Raw genomic sequence first — 23,570 nt, forward strand, 5'->3', positions numbered from 1 at the left:
ATGAAAGAAATCGAGGATATTTTACGGGCCTATGCACAATCCCGGGAGAACGGGAAAAAGGTGGCGCTCGCAACTGTTGTACACGTCGAGGGATCGTCCTATCGCCGTCCCGGCGCCAGGATGCTGGTAACGGAAGACGGGGAAATGACCGGTGCTATCAGCGGTGGATGTCTGGAGGGAGACGCTTTGAGAAGAGCGTTGCTGGCCATCATCCAGCAGCAGAATAAGCTGGTCACCTATGACACTACCGACGAGGATGATGCCAAAATAGGCGTACAACTGGGTTGTAACGGGATCGTTCATATTCTGTTCGAACCTATAGACCCTGCTGCTCCGCACAATGCTATCAGGCTACTGGAGCAGGTGCTGGAAAAACGCGAGGATGCCGTACTAGTAACTCTTTTCAGGTTAAACCAGGCTGCGCAGCAGCCTGGTACCTGTCTTCGTTATTCAGGGAATAACTTTGCCGGAAGCCTGGAAGACGGAGACCTGAAAACAGAGATCGTAAAGGATGTACTGGAGGTATTCAGCACCAAACAGGGGATGGTGAAACAGTATGGGGACGAAAAACCGGCATTACATGGTTTTGTTGAACTATTGAAACCACCCGTATCCCTGATCATTGCAGGGGCAGGAAATGACGCTATGCCTCTGGTAGAAATAGCCCGTATCCAGGGCTGGCATACCACGGTAGTGGATGGAAGGGCGCTGTATGCCACACCAGCCAGATTCCCTGGCGCCCGCAGGGTGATTGTGAGCAAAGCGGCGGAAGTGCTGCAAAAGGTGACGATCGATGAAAGGACTGTTTTTGTCCTGATGACCCATAATTATAATTATGACCTGGCACTGCTGGAATTACTCCTGCAAAAAGAAGTAACTTACATCGGTACGCTGGGGCCTAAAAAGAAGCTGGAGCGCATGCTGGACGAACTGGCAGCAAAGGGCATTACGGTAGGTGAGGAAGAAAGAGCCAGGATCCATGGACCTGTGGGGCTGGATATAGGCGCGGAAACAGCAGAAGAAATTGCATTGTCTGTGACGGCTGAAATAAAAAGCGTACTTTCAGAAAGGACTGGCATTCCTTTAAGAGAGAAAAACGGGCCGATACATACTTTGTAAATCGTATGGATATGGAAAATTATGGTGTAATCATTTTGGGGGCGGGTAATTCCTCCCGCCTGGGACAGCCGAAACAACTGCTGATGTACAGGGGGAAAACCCTGATCTGTCAGATGGCGGAAGAAGCAATTGCAGCGGTAGGCAGTCCGGTGGTATTGGTAACGGGTGCTAATGCGCCCGAAATACTGGAAAAACTTTGCGGATTTGCAGTAGAGATAGTGGAAAATGATCACTGGATAGAGGGTATGGGTTCATCTATCAGTACCGGGATGAAAGCATTGGTAAAACATGAGGGCCTGGCAGGCGTGATCATTATGGTTTGTGACCAGCCCTTCGTCAATGCAGCTTTGTTAAAGCAGCTGATGGACCAGCAGGTAATTGCAGGAAAAGGAATCATCGCCTGCACTTATGAAAATACAGCAGGCACACCTGTGCTTTTTGCAAATACCTATTTCGATGCGCTGACTGCTTTAGAAGGGCAGGAAGGCGCCAAAAAGATATTACAACAGTCTACCGACGACCTGGCCCTGGTGCCTTTTCCGCTTGGAGCTTTAGATATTGATACGGCTGAGGATTATCAGCGATTACTAACAGGGCAAGTTTTAGCAGATGATAATTGATTCTTTTAACCGTGTGCATGATTATCTGAGGATCTCCCTGACAGATAATTGTAACCTGCGGTGTTTTTACTGCATGCCGGAAGAAGACTATGACTTTACGCCTGCTTCCCGCTTAATGCAGGCCGATGAAATAACCACTTTAGCAGGGATTTTTGCTGCCAATGGGGTACGCAAGATCAGGCTGACGGGAGGAGAGCCGCTGGTAAGAAAAGATGCGGCGAACATCATTCTATCCCTTTCCCGCCTGCCTGTAGAACTCACCATGACAACCAATGGCGTCCGCCTGCATGAATTTGCAGCGGTGCTCGAAGAAGCAGGCGTACGATCCCTGAATATCAGCCTGGATACGCTGCAGGCTGAAAGATTTATGCTCATTACGAGGCGTGACCTTTTTCACCAGGTAAAAAGCAATATCGATCTGCTGATCAGGAAAGGCATTCATGTGAAGGTGAATGTGGTGGTGATGAAGGGACTGAATGATACGGAGATCAACGACTTCGTGGCCTGGACGAAACATACGCCGGTGCATGTACGTTTTATAGAGTTTATGCCTTTCGCTGGTAACAGGTGGACCAGCAATAAAGTGTTGTCTTTACAGGAGATCCTGCAAAGTATCGGTACAGAATACGACTACCTGCCTTTAAAAGGTGGTGCGCATGATACAGCTAAGGGTTTTATTGTGCCAGGACATGCAGGTACGTTTTCCGTTATCAGTACCATGACTGCTCCTTTCTGTGATACCTGTAACAGAATGCGCCTTACCGCAGACGGTAAACTGAAGAATTGCCTTTTCTCGAACGGGGAAGCAGATCTGTTGACCGCATTGAGGAACGGGGAAGATGTATTACCACTGATCAAACAGAACATTCTTAGCAAAGCCAAAGCACTGGGAGGGCAGTTCTCCGGAAAACTGGAAGATGTGGAGGCGGCTGCTATTAAAAATAGGAGTATGATCACTATTGGCGGATAATTGAGGGAATGATATAAATTGCGTGTACGGGAATTGTATCTTATCGTCATATATCATCACAACCGGAATCTGGCAAAATGGAAAAAGCAATAAAAGACATACTGGCAAATGGCGTATTGAAAGTAAATGGCAGCCTCTGGGTAGAAGGAAATGGTAAACGATTCTTCGGACCCGGACCAGTAGAATTGCTCGAACTGATCCAGGAAACCGGTTCTATCAACCAGGCCGCAAAGAAAATGAAGATGTCCTATAAGAAAGCCTGGGAACTCATTAATAATCTGAACAACATGTCGGGTAGTCCATTGGTGATTACCAGCACAGGTGGTGACAATGGCGGTGGTTCTGCTATATCTGAAGAGGCCCGTCAGCTGATTACCTATCACCGGGAAATGAGAGCACGGTTCAGCAAATTCCTGGAGGAAGAAACACAACGTTTAAAATAACAGACACACAATGCACATTATCAGGATGTGCTTTTTTTACCTGATCGTTATATCTGGTAGGATATAACGTAACAAGTGACTATTATGACCAAATCTTTATTCATCACTTTTGTTTCGTGTAGTGCAGGTGTGTATGGGCAGGATACTTCTTACATCAGGAAAGATACCGCGGTAAAGATATTGTCGGAAGTCACGGTATCGGCATCGCGTACCAGAGAGCGTTTGCTGCAGTCGCCCGTAAGCATCCAGAAGGCGGGAGAGCAGTACTTCCGCATGTCTGCCGCACCTTCCTTTTATGATGCCCTGGAACACTTACAGGGCGTGCAGTTGATCACTCCCAGTCTTGGTTTTAAAGTATTGAATGCGAGAGGCTTTGCGAACACTACCAATGTACGTTTCGCGCAGCTGGTGGATGGGATGGATGTGCAGTCGCCGCATATCGGCGGACCGATTGCCAATGCCCTGGGGCCCTCTGACCTTGATGTCAGTAATGTAGAGATCCTGCCCGGAGTGGCGTCTGCATTGTATGGCATGAATACGGTCAACGGACTGGCCAACATTTCCACGAAAAACCCATTTACGTCTGAGGGTGTGAGCCTACAGCAGAAAACAGCGCTGACGCACCTGGGTGACGCCAACAGCGGTGTAAAAGTGTATACAGAAACGAGTCTGCGTTGGGCAAAGGTGATCAGTCCCAGGCTGGCATTTAAGATCAATGGCACGTTTAACAGGGGATATGACTGGATTGCACACGATCACCGGGAGTTGAACGGACAAGCCAATGCCAGCACAGGTTTGCTGGGAAGGGATAATCCGGCGCAGGACCCGCTGAGCAGTTACGGAAATGAATCTTCCGACAGGAAAACCATCGCATTGGGCGGACGCAATTATGTGGTGGCGCGTACCGGTTACGATGAAAAAGATGTAGTGGATTATGGGTTGCAGAATATTAAAGCCGATGCCGGTATCTATTATCAGCTGAAGCCGGGCATGACACTGACCTACCTGTATCATATGGCCCTGCTGGACAATGTTTATCAGCGTGCCAACCGTTTTCGCCTGGCAGACTACCTGGTGCAGCAGCACGGTTTACAGTTTCAATCCAACAGTGTAGAGCTGAAGTTATACCTGAACCGTGAGAACACGGGTAATTCTTATAACCTGCGCTCTATGGCGGAGAATATTGACCGCAATTATAAACCGGACGACAAATGGTATGCGGACTATACCACTGCTTTCAATAATGCAACAGGTACAGGCGCTTCTATAGCTGACGCTCACTGGCAGGCGAGAACAGCGGCAGATGCTGGCAGGTATCAACCAGGAACGGCTGCATTCGATAATACGCTGAATAAGCTGGCACAGGTCAACAACTGGGACGTCGGCGCAGCATTGAAAGTAAAAGCAAGTTTTGTACACGCGGAAGGTCAGGTAGACCTGACAGCTCATTTGCTGCGTGATGTGAAGGAGAAACTGGGGATGCAGATCCTGGTGGGAGGCGACCACCGTACCTACATTATTGAGCCGGATGGGAACTATTTTATCAATCCGGAGCCAGGTAAAGAATATACGAACATCCATTATGCTAAAACAGGTGGATTCGTGTCTGTTACCAAGACCTTGTTCGACGGCGATCTGAAACTGGGGGCTATTTTACGGGGAGATAAGAATGACTATTTCGACCTGATGATCACACCGCGTTTTACGGCAGTGTATTCGCCGGTGAATACGCAGCACTTCCGTGCGTCTTATCAGAGCGGATACCGTTATCCAAGCATCTTTGAAGCCTATTCCAATGTGAACAGCGGTGGTGTGAAACGTGTAGGCGGATTGCCGGCAATGTCGCAGGGCATATTTGAGAATGCATGGCTGGCGTCGTCTATAACAAGCTTCCAACAAGCCGTGCTGAATGATATTAACAAGAACGGATTGACACAAAGTGAGGCGATCGCAAAAAATAAAGACATCCTGAAAAAGAACCCCTATACGTACATTAAAGCGGAGCATGTAAAGTCGATGGAAATAGGGTATAAAGGCCTTTTTGACGAAGGCAGGTTCTTTATCGATGCAGAAGCATATTTGAACAGGTATGCAAACTTTATTGCCCAGGCCAATATGAATGTGCCGGATACCCAGGTGACAGACTCGATCCCTTTTGCGCTTTACAGCAAGAGTAGGCAGAGCCCTTACCGCATGTGGACGAATTCGCAGACCGTAGTGAACAACTATGGCGGAAGCGTGGGGTTGACTTATACAGATCATGGCTATGTGGCTAATAGCAACGTGACCTATGCAAAACTGAAAATGTCTGACAAGGAAGACGGATTGGAAGACGGGTTTAATACACCATCCTGGACGGTGAATGTATCCGTAGCTAAAGAACGCATCATTAAACATACAGGCGCCGGTATTTCCTGGAAATGGCAGAGCAGTTATTACTGGCAATCTTTCCTGGTAAATGGTGATGTGGACGCTTATTCCACCTTCGATGCGCAGGTGACGTACACATTCGATAAACTGAACTGCAGAGCGAAACTCGGCGCCAGCAACCTGTTGAATAAGTATTATTACTCCTTCCTCGGGGGGCCGTCTGTGGGGGGAATGTATTATCTGACATTAACCTATGGCATTCGTTGAGATAGTGCTATCTGATAAAATAGTTGTGGCATTTGACTGCCAAATATTGGCGATTTTACCGGGAAACATTTGAGTAAGACTATTTTAACGTAGATTTATTGTCAGAATAGTCTTATCTCAAATTTGATAATATGGAAGCCAACGAAAACAGAGGACGTCTAATGTATGGATGTGATGGAGTGAGAATTGAGAACGGGCATTTTAAAGTGCATGCTGTAAGCGATCAGTTTAAAGTAGCCACACCTTATATCCGCAGAGATTTTTATAAGATCACCCTGTTCAGGGGTATCAGCAGATTACATTATGCTGATCAGGGGATACTGGTAGACAGACCAGCCCTGACATTCTCGAATCCACTGGTACCTTACAGCTGGGAACCCATTTCAGAACGTTGGACGGGTTACTATTGTCAGTTTACCGAAGAATTTATCCATATCCGCGACAGAGGACGTATTTCCCTGCAGGATTCACCGCTGTTTAAAATCGGAGGCAGCCCGGTATGTTTTCTGAGTGAGGAGCAGTATGCAACGGTGGAAGGGCTTTTCAAAAAAATGGTGGAGGAAGAGGCAACAGATTACGTACATAAGTATGATGTGATCGGAAGCTATGTGAACCTCATTATTCATGAAGCATTGCGGATGCAACCTGCTGAAGCGGCGAGCAGGCAAAGCAGCGCTGCGGTACGTATTACGATGTCGTTTATGGAGTTGCTGGAAAAACAGTTCCCTGTGAATTCGCAGTCGCAGACACTGGAGCTGAAAACGGCGGGGGATTACGCAAAACACCTGGCCATTCATGTCAACCACCTGAACCACGCTGTGAGAGAGGTAACAGGAAAGGCTACGACCGTGCATATCAGGGAACGCATTATCGCAGAAGCAAAATTATTACTGAGAAATACAGACTGGAGTATAGCAGATATCGCCTATAGTTTGGGCTTTGACTATCCGGCGTACTTCAACAACTTTTTCAAAAAGCAAACGGGTATGACACCCCGTTCGGCAAAACTGGTATAATCGGGGAGTAATTAAGATACTCCCTGATTTATTCCGGATAATTTCTCTTTCACTATTACCAGACGGTCGTAGAACACCTCAAAAATTCCCACCCCTTTTCTAAGTTTGATAATCTGAAGGTGGCTGTACACGAAAGCCGGGACATTCGTAATAACACTCCCCGGACCTAACTCTATCGTCTTTGGCAGATCAGCTGTTTTAAAAAATTCTTCCATCTCCTGGATGTCTTTGTCGGCATATTTCATGCGGCAAAGATAACCGTTCAGGGTATTTAAGTGAATTTTTTTATCTTCGGAGCGCTATTCTAAACAGGACCCTGATGGAACTGATAATCAATGTTAAACAAGCGGGACGTAAGCATGCATTGTTTGAGAAACAGGTCATTGAAATAGATGACATTGGCAAGCACCCAACTTTAAAAGAACTGATCAACGCTGTTGTGAAACAACAGGTGATTACTTACAATAGTAAACCCTTTGAAAAGAATCTCATCCCTTTCCTGACAGACGAACAGATAGAGGGCCAGGCCTCAGGCGGTAAGATTGGTTTTGGCACTATCTACAATGAACAGAAGGCAGATGTAACCAAAGCGCAGGAAACGGCACTGCAGGCCTTTGAAGATGGTATGTATGCTGTTTTTGCTGATGATGAGGAGCTGACACCTTTATCTCGCCAACTTACACTTTCACCGGACACCGTTATTACATTTATTCGATTCACTTTTCTGGCTGGTAGTTACTGGTAGTCACTGAAAAGCCCCTATATACTTACATTATTTATATCATGAACGCATTAGAATTTCTTAGCACGAAAATTATACCCGACTATCTGAACCAACTGGAGACAACCCTGACAGCCGTTTATAATGGCACTTCCAGTCATACACTACTGACGAAGAAAACGGCTGAAATGGCCTTGTTATTACTGGACAAAATGCATAAAGAGGCGGGAACGAAACATCCTTTTTACGGGGTTCCCAATATAGAATACGGAGACGAACGTTACAACCGGCTTAGCGAACTATTGCCGGAGAACGAATGGGATAATGAAGAAGCATTCAGACTCCTGGTTTATTTTTTCGGGGAAGAGAAGGCGGTATATGTCCGGCATGCCTGGAAGAAGTTTCCCGGGCTGACGTATCAGGAGAAATGGGACCGGCGCTCCTTCCGGTCGCCCGGCAAGCGGGAACTATACTTTCCCCGTCAGTTGAGTTTTCTGGGCACTGCGTTGCTCCAGGTCTACCGGATTGAATATTCCGGTCTTGACAACAAGGTGTTTTGTTACGATCTCGATATCCGGGAGCAGATCATATTCGACCATCAGCTACCTACGGATGCCTTGTATCATTTGTGGGCGGCGGCAATAGATCTTGATAACAGTGAAGTTTTTTCTGTTTTCGAAAACATCATTTTTAATAAAGAGCCCATTGGCAAAGTAAGCAGTGGCGTTATCAGGGCGCTGTTGTTAAGTCAGAGAGAACCAGCCTGGCAGCTGGTAGAGAAATTGTTGCTGGCCGCACAACGGCAGGAAGGATTGCGGCAAACAATTCTGGAGGCATTGGATGAGACAAGCAGAGGGGCCTTGATCTATATGATCAAGGTGTTGCTGGACAACAAGATGACCAGATTTTCCGCTGTTGTAAGGGCGCTCGACGTATGGGCAGGAACACACTGGGAATCAGAAAAAGAATCCGCAGTAAATGCCTTTCTGCAAAAGGCTTACGAATATTTGTCCAACCCTTCGCGGATACCGGAAGGGATACAGAGTAAAAACAACGCGGACATTTATATGGCATTGTGGGCGCAGAGCGTATATGATGTGGAAAAGACGCTGCCTTTTCTGCAGCAGCTGGCGGAAGACCCTTCACCGGAGAAGTATTGTGTTGCGCTGAAATTTGTGCTGGAGGCCAGACATTTTGAGCTGGATATGCCGATTGCTTACCCGGCGATCGATAGTAAAGAGCTCGTCGTTATCGGGGTTGCAGCTACGATCCTGGAACAGCGTATCAGCGTAAATCCGGCACATTATGACAAACATTATCCGGACCTGTTTGACAAATTGCATGCTGTGTTACTACGATCTCCTGTGAAGGAAAAGGAGTTTATGCGAACTGTTTTTTCCTGGATGAAGATAAGGTATACCAGGGCGGAGATATTTAGGGTAATGTTACTGCTGGTGCTGGACAAACAGGAAAGATTAGACGTGTTACTGTCCTATTTTGAGGAGATGGATGCTAACGTAAAACTGCAATTGGCAAATGCAATTCTGCCTGATCATTCTGGCTACGCGTGGCAGGAGAAAAAAGCCGTAAAACCTATCACAGACTTCCAGCGTAATTTCTGTTTCCGGATCCTGAAAGAAAGGGGAGAATTACTTTCGGGTATCGCATTTGAGGCGCTGGAGAAAGTGACCCTGACCAGTGAGGAATCCGGCATCTTCAGAGAATTGCTGAAACGCAAGAGTGGAACGACGAGGAGCAAAGTGATCGCCATACTGCTGAAACAGTCTGATGCCTTGTTAACCGATATGGTGAAAGACCTGCTGCAAGGGGACGCGGAGCAGCGTTTAGCGGGCCTGGATATTGCGCTGCAATTGCAACAGCAACAAAGAAAGCTGGCAATATTGCAGGAATTGGTAGCAGCATTCAGGTCGAGGAAGAGTATCTCGCAAAAGGAGGAAATACTACTCTCACAGTTATCCGACAGTGATGAAACGACAAGCTTCACAGTGGAAAACGGATATGGATTATTCGACCCAAAGCAGTTGTCGCCTGTTGTTGCACCCGTAGTAGATGCAAATGATGTGTATGGTAAATACCTGACAGAAGGGGCGTACGGTTTTTCTCTTCCGCCGGAAACCATGAAAGCTGCTTTCCAGCAATTGCTCGTGTTACTGCAGCAATATAAAGATTATGAGTACGAAGTGGTCAATTATGACAATACGAAAGCCACGATACTACTAGGGAATGACTTCAGGCAGAAACGGGCTCCCGGTCATAAATATGCATCCCCCCGGGAGGAGTACGAGGACTATCCTTGGGCAGCCGTATGGGAACAGTGGTATCAATCGGCGGGTTTGCAGCCCAGAGATCTTTTCCTTTTAAATAGCATTGCGAGATGGCATGATGAGATCGAGATCGACGATGATGACAAACTGAGTCCGTTAGTACTTCCTTATATACCCGATTTCAAAGAGCTGATACCTGAGGCACTGCGGGAATTCTCTCCATACAGATGGAGCAATCCGTATCCCCGGATCCTCCTGGCATTGACCCTTATTCATCCATGTGAAGAGGATGGGGAGATGCTGGTAGGAATTATTACGCGTATGTTTGCCGCTTTACCGGAAGAGTTATTATATAAGGAAGGAGAGGACGATGAAGATACTTACCGGTATGGATGGAGTGGTGGCTGGCAGGCAAATGATCTGCTGACGGATTTTGTCAGGAGGATGGATCCGTTTACAATGCCCGAGCACGTGGTGGAGAGATGCTGGAACCTGTACCATTGGAGGCAGTTTACAGGACTTCCCAAGAATATCCCTTACAACCATCCACCGTTAGCTATCTTTTGCCGGGCATTTAAGCAGGGAATCATCTCCGAAAGTGAAATGTACAGGGGATTGCTTGTTCCTGATCATATACGCATGTTGTCTACCACAAGAAAATACAAGGGTGACCGCGACTATTTTGAAACATTCCCTTTCCTTACCCCGATGTTTGCCCGTTTGCGTGAGCATATACTGGACATAGAGCTGAAAAGAGGGGATTCTCCGACTGCCGTTTCTAAATTTGTGGCGGAAGTGCAGCGGCTGGAAGGCATTCACCGTTTTGCCAGTATTCTAATGGGGTTGGGAAAGACGACTTTGTATAAAGGATATTATTATTCGTCAGGCGATGCCAGTAAACAGCAGGCGTTCAGTGCTTTACTGAAAAGATGTTATCCATGTGCGACAGATACACAGAAAGCATTTGAGGAAAGTATACGCTCGGTGAAGGTGCCGGAAGAAAGGCTGCTGGAAGCGGCCGTTTATGCGCCGCAGTGGCAGAAATATGTAAGTGGGTTCCTGGGCTGGAAAGGGCTGGATTCTGCTATCTGGTGGATGCATGCACATACTAAAAGTTATAGCTTTGGTGAGGTAAGTGCGGAAGCAGAAAGTGAAATAGCACGGTATTCAGCCGTTGATATTGACGAGTTTAAAGAAGGAGCGGTTGATAAGGAATGGTTTCAGAAAGCCTATAAGGAACTGGGACAGGAACGCTGGCAGAAAGTGTATGATGCTGCGAAGTATATTAGCGATGGTAATGGTCATAGAAGAGCGCGTCTGTATGCAGATGTGATGACAGGCGATCTGAAAATAAAGGAAGTAACGCAGAAGGTTAAAGAAAAGCGGGATCAGGATTACCTGCGTCTGTACGGACTAATTCCATTAAGTAAAACGAACGCTGAAAAGGATTTACTGTCCCGCTATGAATATATTCAGCAGTTTAAAAAGGAAAGTAAACAGTTTAGTGCTCAGAAGCAGTCCAGCGAGGCTGTAGCCATCCGTATAGCCATGGAAAATCTGGCCAGGAATGCAGGGTATGCGGATCCGCAGCGGCTTACCTGGGCAATGGAGACTAAACAGGTGCAGCAGATACTGGCGAAAGAAACGCAGGTGCAATACGACGATGTATTGATCGGGCTTGTGATAACAGAAAATGGAGAAGCCGACGTTGTGGCCTTCCGTAATGATAAGATGTTGGCCAGCGTACCGGCGAAATATAAGAAAGATAAGAAGATACTGGAACTGAATGAGTTCAAAAAGACACTGAGAGAACAACTGCGCCGTTCCCGTAAGGCACTGGAAGATGCGATGGTGAGGGGAGATGGCTTCCAGCTGGAGGAGATGGTGCATCTGTTTGAACATCCGGTGATTTCAAAGCACCTGGAGAAACTGGTCTTTACCTGTAAAAAAGGGCATGGGTTCTACAGGAATGGCGCACTGGTATCTGCCAAAGGCGTGCTGACGCAACCGGACACCGATGATATGATCAAGATTGCCCATTGCACTGACCTGAACGACAGCAGGGAATGGAGTGATTATCAGCGGTATTGTTTTGAAAAACAGGTACAGCAACCTTTTAAGCAGGTATTCAGGGAGTTGTATGTGCCGCTGGCGGAAGAGCTACAGGAGCAATCGTTGTCAAGGCGTTATGCAGGGCACCAGGTACAACCTAGGCAGACAGTGGCATTGTTGAAGACAAGAGGGTGGAAAGTGGACTATGAGGAGGGATTGCAGAAGGTATTCCATCGGGAAGGCTTCAAGGCTAAGATGTATGCGCAGGCCAACTGGTTCTCGCCGGCAGAGGTGGAAAGCCCGGTATTGGAACAGGTCATCTTCCATGATCTGAAATCGTACAGGAATGTCGCTTTTAAAGATATCACGCCGCGTATTTTTAGTGAAGTAATGCGGGACATTGATCTGGTGGTGAGCGTTGCCCATGTCGGCGGTGTTGACCCGGAAGCCAGTCATTCCAGCATAGAAATGCGTACAGCACTGCTGCGCGAAACTGCCAGGTTATTTAAGCTAAATAATGTGACCGTGAATGGAACACATGCGAAGATCGTCGGTCAGTATGGTGAATATAGTGTACACCTGGGTAGTGCCGTTGTGCATCAAATGCCGGGCACGTATTTGTCTATTTTGCCGGTACATTCCCAGCAGCGGGGAAGATTGTTCCTGCCATTCGCAGATGATGACCCGAAATCGGCGGAGCTGATTTCCAAAGTACTGCTCCTGGCACGGGATAAGGATATCCAGGACCCGACCATCCTGCAGCAGTTGCGGTTCTAAAGCAGGTCTTCGTCTTCAGCAAAGGCTGCTACACGGCCTATCTGACCGTCTTCCAGTCTGACCTTTATACCCCGGGAATGGTAAGGGGAGGAGGTGAGGATGTCTTTGACAATACCATATGTCAGCTTACCGCTGCGCTGGTCTTTTTTAAGAATGATCGCCACTGCCAATCCCGGGTATATATCTTTTCTGTACTGACCGTCCATAGTTTTAAAATTGTGGGCGCAAAGGTAGGTATTTTACCGGAGCCATACGCAGGACCAGCATGCTAATAACAGGACCTTCAGGCAATTATTTAAATAAAAAAACATCCGTACAATATTAAATGTTTTAAAAAATGCCTATGTTTGCGATACAACTATTGGGACATCATTTTGGACTGTTTGACGCCAGATCGCTGTGAAAAGCATCCTTTTTCTTCCCCGTATTTGTTCCGGAATTGATTAGTTCAGACTTGTTATGTTTCGTTGCTTTGTTCAAAAACTTATTTGAAATTGTTTGCTTTCCTGATTAATAATCTACTATAAGGCAAATTGTACCTGATCTCTTGTCGATGAGCATGTTATTAGGCCCGAAAGTAGTTCGATTTGTTATACCGTGAAATATTACTTATCCCTTTTACTCATTTTATTGTCCACTATATGCCAGGTATATAGTCAATCTGCGGTAAATATGCAGATGTCAGACTATTACAGGAAGTGGAAGGTAAAACTTCCGCAACGCCAGCAATATCCACAGTTTGGCGATAGCTTGTACTATTTTGTGAATGGAGATAATAAAGCCCCGGTTATTCTCGTGGTTCCTTTCCGGCCAACAGGTTACGATACAGTGATCGGGTACTATGAACGCAATAAAAACAACCGGCTGCCTGTAGTGGTTCCTCCACGCACGCCACTGCTGACCGTGCATGGTAACGTGATGTATGATCTTTTCTATCAGTCCAATATCGATACCCCTTTTGTACAGAAAGATGTTTATCAGCATACCGTGCAAACGAGCCTGGTACTCACCTATAAAGACCGCTATCCTATACGGCTGAACTTTACTACCAGGATGGGAAATTCTTCTCTTTTCAGGAACCTGACTGATTTTAATCTTCAGTTTACCAGCAGAGATTTCAAAAATGCGATGTTACAGCGTGCCAAAAGCTGGGATGCAGGTAAATATGCGCAGCTGGAAGAACTGGAAAAGCTCAGAATGCAGCTGGAGGCGAAGCAACTGGAGATCAATAAGCTGAGGGGATGGAAAACAGATCCCGGGCTATTACAGCGTATGGTGGAGGCCAGAGAACGGGCTTACTATGGACGGATAAAGGATTCATTGGCGGCGCTCGACAAGCCGGAGATGGAAATGCCTGACCTCAATATAGGTAAAAGAGGGCTTGGCCGACTGGAGCTGCCGGATGATATGAAGGGAAAGGGCGGTTCTGAAAAGGACAAAGCTGATTCAGCACTAAAGAAACTGACTGCCAGCTATGAAGGGGCGGATAGGAAACTGGACTCCCTGCAGGCGGAACTGGCAAAACTACAGGCGCTGTATAAAAAGCAAGAGGGTATTTATAATTCGCGTAAAAGCGCCCTGGCAGATATACTGATACGCAGTAAGAATAATAAGGAGCTGGCAGAGAACCTCAAGGCAGCAAACCTGCCGGATACTATGTTGCCGAAAGGTTATAAACACCTGCTGGCCATCCGCTCAGTCGGCATTGGCCGCACCCTGGTCAATTACTCTGAGTTGACGGCAAAAGATATCAGCATACTGGGCGTACAGGCAGAATACAATCCCTCTTATTATCTGGCATTTGCGACAGGCAGGGTCGATTACCGTTTCCGCGACTTCTTCCTTAATGAGAACAGGTCCAGGCAGTATCTGAATCTTGTGCGTGCGGGCCTGGGAATGAGAGATGGTAACAACATCATCATGACTTATTATACCGGTAAAAAGCAGGTATATAATTTCAATACTGCTCCCGGTGGCACTAATACCGGCAACCTGGAACAGCGGATCATGGGCTTCTCACTGGAGGGCCGCTGGCAGCTGGACGAGAACAATTATATCATAGGAGAGGCCGCAAAATCGTCGCTGCCCACATATGCCAGATCAGGTGAAGATCATAGCAGCGCACTGGGAAGTGTTTTTAAACTGAATGATCATTCCAACGAGGCATATTCTGTGAAAGCCAGCTCTTTCTGGCCGCAGACGGGCACAAAGATCAATGGTATGTATAAGATGATGGGCGCCAACTTTCAGTCGTTCAGCCTCTTCACTACAGGGTCTTCTCAGACGGCCTGGTCCATCCGGGTGGATCAGCCGTTCTTCAAACAACAACTGATCATCAGTGGAAGTATTAAGAAGAATGATTTCACTACAAATTACCAGCAGACAAACTATCAGAGCAATACGGTTTTCAAAAGTATCCAGGCAACCTTACGCAGGAAGAAATGGCCGGTGATAACCGTGGGATATTATCCAAGCTCCCAGATCACGAAACTGACTGATGATAGTTACCAGGAAAACCTGTTTTACAACCTCGTGGGCACTGCCAGTCACTTCTATACCTACAGAGGTATTATGATGAGCACCGTATTCTCATACACGCAATTCTATAATAAACAGACCGATAGTAATTTCCTCTATTTCAACAGCAAAAACATGATGCTGAACCAGACGATTTTTGTCGGCAAGTTCACGATCAATGGAGGTGGTTCATTCGCTACCAATCCGGAGTACAACCTGTACGGTGCAGACGGGAATGTGCAGTATAAAATGAGAACATGGCTGGAGATCGGTGGTGGTATGAAATATAATTACCAGACAGTTTACAACCTCACGCAGATAGGTTATTCCGGCAATGCAAGGGTAACGATTCCGCTATTGGGCGAGATTGCTGTCATGGCAGAAAAGGCATTTATACCGGGGATGGAGAAACGCCTGGTATCCAGTAATAATGGAAGATTAACCTATACAAAGACATTTTAAACATGACCAAAATGAAAAATTACCTGCTGTTACTGCTTGTTCTATTCTTTGGTATGCAGACCAAAGCGCAGGTTAGTATGACTGCACAAGTACCTCCTGAGGGTGTACTGGTGAAAGCACAACTATGGAATATCGTACTGGTATCTGTATCCGAGGCGCCGACTACTGTTAAAATAGTGATGCGACTGACAGATATCAAAACCAACCAGCCGGTGTTGACAGGGATTTCCCGCAACGTTACATTGACCAAAGGCGCAAAACAATTGCAGCTGAGTGATGTGTCTCCGGTGCAGTATGAATACCTGTCGAATGTTGCTGACAGAAGCCCGAATGGACTATTGCCGGTAGGTAACTATCAGGCATGTTACAGTGTATATGTTCAGGGTGTTTCTCACGGGGATCTGATCTCTGAGGATTGTATTCCTTTTGCGGTAGCACCCGTTGGTCCGCCATTACTGAACACGCCGGCAGATCAGAGCGTCCTGGAAACATTCAATCCGCAGTTTACCTGGTTGCCGCCATCTCCGGCCAATATCTTCAGTAATCTGAACTACGAATTACTGTTGACGGAAGTGAGGAGCGGACAATCAGCAGTAGAAGCAATACAGCAGAACCTGCCTGTGTACAGACTGCCTTCTACGAACAACCTGTTTGCCAATTACCCGTCTTCAGCTTTATCCCTGGATACCGGTAAGCAATATGCATGGACTATCATTGCTAAAAACGGTCCTGCATTTGCTGCACAAACCGACGTATGGACATTCAGGCTGAAGTCCACCCTGGTGAAAAAAGAAACCGCCGAGAATACACATATCCAATTGAGGAAAGAACTGGATGGCGCGGTAGCAGCGGTAACCGGCAATGTGCATTTTACCTATACCAATGAGGTGAACGACAATGTTGTTAAATACGAACTGGTGGGGCTGGAAACAGGTAATATAGTGATCGCATCCGGTGATCTGAACGTAAAACCAGGCGATAATATGATGGCATTTGAAGTAAAAAGAAAATACAATCTGCAGGATGGCAAAAGCTATCTGCTTCGCGTGAAGAATTCCAGGAATGAGTACTGGCAGATGAAGTTTGTTTATACAAAATAGTTCTAAATAGATATGAAAGTGTTGAGAACAGGTTTAATGATCCTGTGTGGTGCTGCGGTACTCCATACAGCAAAGGCACAGGAAGTGAACGATACGGCGAAATTATTTGCCGAAATGAAAACGCTGCAGGGTGTTTACCAGCAGAAAGCTTTGTCTTTTGACATCAGGTATACGTATGCCAGCGAGTTGCATCCTGAGACGGTGCTGGACTCTTTAAGCGGGCATGCAGATATTGCCGGCAGCAATTATTATTATCAGCTGGCCAATACGGAAATGACAGCCAATGACAAATATGTGGTCACGCTTTTTAAGGAAGATAAGATCATGTATCTGTCTAAACCTATGGCGCTCAATGCCGCTGATCCACTGGAGCAGATGCGGGTATCGATGAGAACCGCGGGTGTAAATCGCTGTGCTGTAACGGAAAAAGGAACGGTGAAGTCCATTCGGGTTGGTTTCAGGGAAGGCGGGCCATACAAGGAGCTGCAGATGGATTTTGATAAATCCTCCGGCTACCTGCTCTCTATGCGATATGTGCTTAAGACGAGCATGTTAATGGAGTCCACTGGTGGTGCAAATGCGGAGGCGCCTGAGGAATATGGTGAATATGCTATCGTACAGAGCTATTATGAGAACTATAAACAGCTTTCGGGACAGGAAAAAGAGTTTGACAGCGCCCGCTTCTTTTACAAGGAAGGGGATGAATTCAAGCCTACGGCTGCGTATAGTGAGTACAAGGTATTTGTGGGCTCACCAGATCTGAAGTAGATTAATACATCCTTAACCTATGAATTACAAGAGCAACATACTTGTGGCAGCGCTTCTGCTGACCAGTTCCTGTACCGGATACATCTCTGGCTATTTTCATGTTTAAGGAGTGTTACAACTATGATTATGATCTTCAGCGGGAAGAGTATATCAGATGGGACCTGGAATACAATAAGTTGCGGCCGTTAGTTGATTCACTGTTTCATGAGAAGAAGGATTATGAGAAACGTATGCAGCAAGTTGCACTTAATAAAACAAAGTTCCTGGAAGATGCACATAAGGTAGTTGTTTCAGACGCTCGTCAGTATAACGTGATAAGCGATATGATGGAATTTGACTATCTGCGAAACCGGAAAGATAGCCTGTTAAAGGGCCTTATGTCGGATATGTTGAAAGATGAAAAGGTTGGCAAGGAAGAGAAGCTGGCATTGGAAGGTGTTTTGAGTAAATGGTAGGTAATATAACAATAGCATGATTGCATATAACATGACTGAGTCGAAATTATTGTTAGGGTTATTACTGCTAAGTTTAGCCTGTAACAATCCAAAAGTTCCGGCAGTAAACGGTGACACAGTAGCTGATGACCAGGCAATGCCGGCTCTGAAAGCTGAAGATAGTGACGCTGATCAGGGGTTAATGAAACGGATTGATAGCATTGCAGATGTCATTAGAGATGGAAGTTACGAAACAAGAAGGGCGTTTTTCCCGCCTAATAGCATCCGGGACACTTTGAAAACAACGCTGTTTTTCAAAGATGGAAAAGCATTGAGAATCCAATATTCGACTTTTGAAGATGGAGGCGCAGCTGTAGGCAATGAAGATCTATACTTTGATAAATCCCTTGGTGTTATCAGAGGAGGCCCGTCTGGCAACGATGCTTTTTATGAATGTGTCACCTTGGATGGAAGATATATTCGATTTAGAAAATCAATACTGGATGGTACCTTTAAAAAAGCAGATGTACCTCCGGGCGCTACCGATGGCTTGATGGGACTCATACTCCGAACAGTGCATGATTTAAGGCAGCTATACCCTGATATTGCATTTGATGTGCCAGAGATACCATTACGGGGAGACGCAAGACTTAAAATGATAAGCGCTGTACCTTTATATGAAGGTCCGGACACGAATGCACATAAGATCAGGCTTTTGCAAGATCGAGCGGTAGTAGGATTTATAAGAGCCAGTGACTCCATTGGAAGTTTTAGAGACAAGAGATGGATCTGGTATTTCGTTAAATCAGACACCGATTCCGGTTGGATTGTAGGGCATCCTGATTTTGTACAGGAACTGACAGATGAAAATGCAGAGGATTAATCAGATACAGGCCATTCCCTTACCCATATGCCAGGATAGTGACGCACCAGGCCTTCTTCATCCACTTCCAGTTCTGCTGTAAATCCCGTCCACAAACTTTCATATCTGTATAACCTGTCGGCCAGTTTTGTGTATCTCTGTTTCACAGGCTTCACATCCATGGCCGGCAGGTCGAAATATAAAACGGTGATCTCCTGTGATTCTCCTTCCAAGAGCGATAATCTGTTCACCGCCAGTGTATTCGTGAACGGTGTAATGGAGATATCAATATCGATACAAGGCTCGAAGATCTCATGAATAGTTCCTAGTTTGTCTAACCATTTGCCATTTTCCCGTGTAAACTGCAACTCTTTCTGTATATGATCATGTGCCCTGATTATAACACCGGTTGTTTCCCAGTCTGCATTAGCAGTAATATGATAATTGACATGCAGCGGCAAATCATTCACCAGTCCGGTGATGTATCCCCGTATATGATGAGTGTCATCTGACTGAAGATGAAGATATTCGAGCGTATTGTAGTAAATTCCTTTCCAGATAATTTGCTTTGAGGTCATACGTCGTTTTTCTTCAATTTACGAAAAATTCATGCCGATATGTTCGCAGCCCGTGATCGATGTGGCTCAGACTGCCAGCGCCTGTAACCTGCATTGTACATCTGCAGCTCTCTGTAACAGGGAGGGTTCCTTTATGTATGATGTAATATCCAGTCGCTGACTGATGAGGCTCTCTTTATATAATGCATTGAAATCGTAGTATTCCAGCCAGAACTTCCATTCATCAGACAGATGATCAAATACCTTTCTGTTGCAATTAGCAAGGAAGGAGTGATCGACCACCAGGTAAGCAGAAGACGGTAGTTGTTGCAGGTGTCGCAGGATGGCTTCATTGTAGGTAATCCACACTTTCAGATGATGTTCACTATATTTTTTCAGGAGCGTCTCTTGCCGGTAGGGTTGTTTGAAATATTTCCAGATCATCCGTGCCAGCCATCCTTTCCGCTCATATTTTGCTATGCTTGCAGCATAGAGGCGTTGTATAAGTGAACTGACAACGCTCTTGTAATCGCGTAATATCACCAGGTAATGTGCATTAGGTAAAACCTCCCGGTAGAAGGGTAGGAAAAGGCAGGTGCGCGGATCTTTCCATCCCCATTGCACCTGGCTTGCCGCCTTTTCCTGAATCAGTACGCGCAGGGATTGCCGTTGCGCATCAGATAAAGATTGTGGAAGGGTAGTAACAAGACCATCTTTGTGAAGATCGTGTTCGCTTAATACCCGCTGATGGTAATTATAGAAATCTATATCCTCAAAATGTCCTTGTGTATTGCCGATACCAGCACCCAGAAACCGGTCTCCTACATGTAATCCACATCGGTATAGCCATTGGGTAAGCAAAGAAGTGCCCGAACGGTGCATGCCCGTTATAATTAATACGTTAGTGCTCATGTTATTGTCTGTTAGTTGGAGGCGACGCTGGCGTATTGCGCCTGCTGTAATGACAGTGACTGGGTTATAAATTGAAGGAATAAATGAGTGCAGGTGGCGATGCTTTGTTCATCCGTATGCAGGTGAAGATCAGGCTGGGAGGGAGCTTCAAATGGATCATTAATACCGGTAAGATTGTTCAGCTTATCAGGATGTCCATCGGGTAGAAGTGCCCGCTTATAGAGTCCCTTTGTGTCTCTTCCAATGAGCTTGTCTACCGCACAATCAACAAACACAGTTTTTACTTGTGCATAGGAGGCTGTCAACTCCTGGCGTATGGCCTCGTAGGGATTGATAGCGCTTATAATGCAAACAATGCCGTAATTTGATAACCGGCTCGCTACAAAGCCCAGGCGGCGAATATTTTCGCAGCGGTCTTCCTTTGAAAACCCCAGGTCACGGCAAAGGGATTCCCGGTATTTATCGCCGTCAATAATTTCGATTGGAGTTCCGTAAGCTGCTGCTTTTCGTTGTACGTTCTTTGCAATAGTAGTTTTGCCCGCACCGGATAAACCGCATAGTTGTATAATCATCGCATATTGATTTACAGGTTGAACAGCCGACAGCAGGTCATGTAGGGTAAATGGTGCAGCTTATAGGAAAATGGTGAGGTTAAATGTGCTCGCAGTGTGATATGGTGGCTAAACTAGCTAATTAAGCCCGAGCGAAAAGATAATATAGATGAATCCCGGAAATGTGCCGACGTATGCAGGAAATTTGTCAGACATAAACTCTCCGGGAACAGATCAATGGAAGATGATAGTTATTGGCTAGACGGCAAACCGTTTGAATGTTTCTTTGGTGATGATCCTCACATTTTCAGCCAGTTGATCCAATGTACAACTCAGCAATCTGATGTTATAGGGAAGATTGTCGTGCATCTCTATGAATTCAAGATGCAGGCCACACTGATCTGTCACATCGGAATTTCCTTTTAGCTGGTGAAATATACTGTCTGCTATTTCTTTGTTACTACCTATGCAGAATTTGCCGAAATTTTCATGTCCGTCTATTGTCTTCAGGTGCAACAAAATATGAAAGGTAATTTCCATAGCACGTAACTTCTTTTAGGCCATTAACAAAACTGAAATACAAAGGTATCATTTTCAGCCCGTACGCGTTCATAGAGAAATGTGAAATTTGTCGGTTTTACCGATCAGAACAGTCTGCCTGGTAAGTGGTCGGTTGCAGCGCTTACCAGGCAGACTGTTCTCAGAAGATCTCCGCCAGCCTGGTATCTAACTGGTCATAGTCGTCTCCTCCGCTTCCAAACCGGGCTATGATGACCCCTTCGGGGTTGATCAGAATCTGCGTAGGTACAGCATGTACCCCATACATATTATAAAGATCCCCGGGCTGTGGCTTACCGTCCTCTTTAAACTTGTTAGTATCCAGTCCGCGGAGCACATGATTCCAGATCCCAACTCCGTCTTTTGCAATTGCTTTCTTCCATTCGTCAGGTTTATTGTCATTATCAGCAATACCCAGTATTGTCAGACCCTTGTCTTTATATAACGCATACAGTTCTTTCAGATGAGTGTTATTCTTTCTGCAGGGAAGGCACCAGCTGGCCCAGAAATCAAGTAACAGGTATTTGCCTTTGAAGTCCATCAGGCCGACCGGGTTGCCGTTTATATCCCGCTGACTGAATAACTGGGCGCGGCTACCGGGGGAGCCGTTCTGGATCTTCTCCAGGATATCATTCAGTTCCTTGCCATAGATGCTGGTTTGCAGCCAGGGAGACAGTTTCGATATGTATGATTTCAGGGTTTCCGGTTTCATATAGTTTGTGAAATATCGTAGCTCCGCTGCTGTGACATAAGAATCCGGATGGGAACGGAAAAAGCTGTAGCTGACCTCCCTTGCCTTCTCCTGGAGGGGAAGCAGTTTTTCTTTGGCGGCGTCTGCTTTTGCCTTCAGGGCGCTTAGTTCTGCTTCGCTCTTTCTGGCCTGGATGGCCCTAAGGTACTGCTTGTTGGCGTCCTCGAAGGCCTGAGAGAGGGGCGCCATTTCCCGTTGCACACCAGCCCTGTCATTTATTAGTTCCTGGTAGTCATTTTGTGTGGCCGACCCTGTTATAGTGGCCTCCTGGAAGGTGGGCGATTGGATATTGACAGTCATTTTCGCCGGATCAAGATAGAAGTCGATCCCGCTATCTCCGTTGCCGCTGATAGTGGCCAATACCGGTTCGCTGAGCATACCTGTGAAGGAAAACGTACCATTTTTAATGGCGCAGCTGTCTTCGATGTAGAAGCCATTGCCATAACGGAGATACACATATCCGTTGTCTTTGCCTGTAATAGTGCCGTTTAACTGAAATGGGCCGCGTTTTTCCTGGGCCATGGAAATAGAAGTTACAAGAATGCCTGTAACCACGGTCAATAGTTTTTTCATAGGGTCATTGGAATAATGCTTACGTTAAAGATTTTAGTTGATTTGGGATTTCAATATAATAATTATTTAATAATTGGGGAATGGCGAGTTATGAGTAAAGCTGCACTTTCTCTATCATTTCTATAACGTTGGAGACCTGCAGTTTCTCAAAAATGCGTTTTTTGTAGGTGCTGACAGTAGAGATCTGTAAACTCAGTTTTTCTGCTATTTCCGCCACACTGGCGCCCTTAATCAGCAGTTGCATGATATTGTTCTCACGGCTGGATAAACGCTGTATAGGATTTGTAGCAGCTTTTTTATTGGTAAAATTATTCAGCAAAGTCTGTTTCAGCACGGGACTGAGGTATTTTTCGTCTCTAAGCAGGGTCTTTGCAGCATTTTTAATCTCCTCGATACCGGTTTTTTTGGACAGGAAACCGTCAGCGCCCGCCTCCAGATATCTCCAACCGAAGATCTGCTCGTCGTAACTGGAGAATATAAGGATCCTAATGTCCGGATGCCGCAGGCGGATCACATCCAGCATCTGGTGATTGTTCCCACCCGGCATGTCAATATCCAGTATCAGCAGATCGAACTTTTTTGTAGATAATATCTTCAGCGTATCCTCAAAACTGGATGCTTCGCTGACATGCGCGTCCTCGATGGACTTCTGCAAAATGAGCGTAGTTCCATACCGGACCACCTCCTGATCATCAACAACTAAGATATTGGGCATAGCAACTTATTGTGTAAAAGTACATTACGACGGTTAAATAAACAATGAATGCAAGATGGAGAACAAGCATTTTGTAGTAAAACTACTACATATTAATACAAGTTATTCTAAATAATTAAATCAAACAAGTATATAAATTTGTTGTATATGAAAACCTTCATGTAATATTA

General features: G+C 45.9%; 21 protein-coding genes. 13 read left to right on the forward strand and 8 right to left on the reverse strand.

What is annotated here, in order from left to right; genetic code table 11:
* From L3C95_RS20290 to L3C95_RS20315, 6 genes are all read left to right on the forward strand, one after another.
* A complete protein-coding gene (locus L3C95_RS20290) occupies positions 1–1,119 on the forward strand; it encodes an XdhC family protein (protein ID WP_236390419.1) in 1,119 nt (372 codons plus the stop codon).
* A gap of 11 nt (positions 1,120–1,130) precedes the next feature.
* Complete coding sequence (locus L3C95_RS20295) at positions 1,131–1,739, forward strand: NTP transferase domain-containing protein (protein ID WP_236390421.1); 609 nt, start codon at positions 1,131–1,133, stop codon at positions 1,737–1,739.
* Positions 1,729–2,709, forward strand: coding sequence for a GTP 3',8-cyclase MoaA (gene moaA / locus L3C95_RS20300; RefSeq protein ID WP_236390422.1), 981 nt, complete (start codon positions 1,729–1,731; stop codon positions 2,707–2,709). Before L3C95_RS20295 ends, moaA begins: the two co-directional genes overlap by 11 nt.
* 77 nt (positions 2,710–2,786) lie before the next feature.
* Entirely contained in the window at positions 2,787–3,152 is a 366-nt protein-coding gene (locus L3C95_RS20305) for a winged helix-turn-helix domain-containing protein (protein WP_236390423.1), read from the forward strand.
* Between the two features lie 84 nt (positions 3,153–3,236).
* Positions 3,237–5,789, forward strand: coding sequence for a TonB-dependent receptor domain-containing protein (locus L3C95_RS20310; RefSeq protein ID WP_236390424.1), 2,553 nt, complete (start codon positions 3,237–3,239; stop codon positions 5,787–5,789).
* Between the two features lie 131 nt (positions 5,790–5,920).
* A complete protein-coding gene (locus L3C95_RS20315; protein ID WP_236390425.1) occupies positions 5,921–6,805 on the forward strand; it encodes a helix-turn-helix domain-containing protein in 885 nt (294 codons plus the stop codon).
* Between the two features lie 11 nt (positions 6,806–6,816).
* On the opposite strand, the gene L3C95_RS20320 is transcribed toward L3C95_RS20315, so the two are convergent.
* The gene (locus tag L3C95_RS20320; RefSeq protein ID WP_236390426.1) at positions 6,817–7,050 is read right to left on the reverse strand and encodes a DUF6965 family protein; all 234 of its coding nucleotides are present in this window, start codon (positions 7,048–7,050) and stop codon (positions 6,817–6,819) included.
* 74 nt (positions 7,051–7,124) lie between these two features.
* Here L3C95_RS20320 and L3C95_RS20325 point away from each other — a divergent pair, with 74 nt between their 5' ends.
* A complete protein-coding gene (locus L3C95_RS20325; protein WP_236390427.1) occupies positions 7,125–7,550 on the forward strand; it encodes a hypothetical protein in 426 nt (141 codons plus the stop codon).
* A gap of 38 nt (positions 7,551–7,588) precedes the next feature.
* A complete protein-coding gene (locus tag L3C95_RS20330) occupies positions 7,589–12,640 on the forward strand; it encodes a DUF4132 domain-containing protein (protein WP_236390429.1) in 5,052 nt (1,683 codons plus the stop codon).
* On the opposite strand, the gene L3C95_RS20335 is transcribed toward L3C95_RS20330, so the two are convergent.
* Positions 12,637–12,846 (reverse strand): YwbE family protein, encoded by a 210-nt coding sequence (locus L3C95_RS20335; RefSeq protein ID WP_089830021.1) that lies wholly within the window; start codon positions 12,844–12,846, stop codon positions 12,637–12,639. The genes L3C95_RS20330 and L3C95_RS20335 overlap by 4 nt on opposite strands.
* A gap of 466 nt (positions 12,847–13,312) precedes the next feature.
* On the opposite strand from L3C95_RS20335, the gene L3C95_RS20340 reads away from it, so the two are divergent.
* The 5 genes from L3C95_RS20340 (at position 13,313) to L3C95_RS20360 (ending at position 18,804) form a co-directional block, all read left to right on the forward strand.
* Entirely contained in the window at positions 13,313–15,619 is a 2,307-nt protein-coding gene (locus L3C95_RS20340; protein ID WP_236390431.1) for a hypothetical protein, read from the forward strand.
* Between the two features lie 11 nt (positions 15,620–15,630).
* Positions 15,631–16,719 (forward strand): hypothetical protein, encoded by a 1,089-nt coding sequence (locus tag L3C95_RS20345; RefSeq protein ID WP_236390433.1) that lies wholly within the window; start codon positions 15,631–15,633, stop codon positions 16,717–16,719.
* 12 nt (positions 16,720–16,731) lie between these two features.
* Entirely contained in the window at positions 16,732–17,487 is a 756-nt protein-coding gene (locus tag L3C95_RS20350) for a hypothetical protein (protein WP_236390434.1), read from the forward strand.
* Positions 17,488–17,585: 98 nt separating this feature from the next.
* A complete protein-coding gene (locus L3C95_RS20355; protein WP_236390435.1) occupies positions 17,586–17,942 on the forward strand; it encodes a hypothetical protein in 357 nt (118 codons plus the stop codon).
* Positions 17,943–17,958: 16 nt separating this feature from the next.
* On the forward strand, positions 17,959–18,804 hold the full coding sequence (locus L3C95_RS20360; RefSeq protein ID WP_236390436.1) for a hypothetical protein: 846 nt from the start codon (positions 17,959–17,961) through the stop codon (positions 18,802–18,804).
* Here L3C95_RS20360 and L3C95_RS20365 read toward each other — a convergent pair.
* From L3C95_RS20365 to L3C95_RS20390, 6 genes are all read right to left on the reverse strand, one after another.
* A complete protein-coding gene (locus L3C95_RS20365) occupies positions 18,801–19,361 on the reverse strand; it encodes a putative glycolipid-binding domain-containing protein (RefSeq protein WP_236390437.1) in 561 nt (186 codons plus the stop codon). The genes L3C95_RS20360 and L3C95_RS20365 overlap by 4 nt on opposite strands.
* A 66-nt stretch (positions 19,362–19,427) precedes the next feature.
* Positions 19,428–20,252, reverse strand: a complete 825-nt coding sequence (locus tag L3C95_RS20370; RefSeq protein ID WP_236390438.1) for a sulfotransferase — start codon at positions 20,250–20,252, stop codon at positions 19,428–19,430.
* Positions 20,253–20,263: 11 nt separating this feature from the next.
* Positions 20,264–20,824, reverse strand: coding sequence for an adenylyl-sulfate kinase (gene cysC / locus L3C95_RS20375; RefSeq protein ID WP_236390441.1), 561 nt, complete (start codon positions 20,822–20,824; stop codon positions 20,264–20,266).
* A gap of 237 nt (positions 20,825–21,061) precedes the next feature.
* Complete coding sequence (locus L3C95_RS20380; RefSeq protein WP_236390442.1) at positions 21,062–21,343, reverse strand: hypothetical protein; 282 nt, start codon at positions 21,341–21,343, stop codon at positions 21,062–21,064.
* A 160-nt stretch (positions 21,344–21,503) separates the two neighbouring features.
* Positions 21,504–22,685 carry an AhpC/TSA family protein gene (locus tag L3C95_RS20385; RefSeq protein ID WP_236390444.1) on the reverse strand — a complete coding sequence of 394 codons (1,182 nt, stop codon included), beginning with the start codon at positions 22,683–22,685 and terminating at the stop codon, positions 21,504–21,506.
* An 88-nt stretch (positions 22,686–22,773) separates the two neighbouring features.
* Positions 22,774–23,400, reverse strand: coding sequence for a response regulator transcription factor (locus L3C95_RS20390; protein WP_236390447.1), 627 nt, complete (start codon positions 23,398–23,400; stop codon positions 22,774–22,776).
* Between the last annotated feature and the right edge of the window lie 170 nt (positions 23,401–23,570).

Source organism: Chitinophaga filiformis, assembly GCF_021646545.1.
Taxonomy (GTDB): Bacteria; Bacteroidota; Bacteroidia; order Chitinophagales; family Chitinophagaceae; genus Chitinophaga; species Chitinophaga filiformis_A.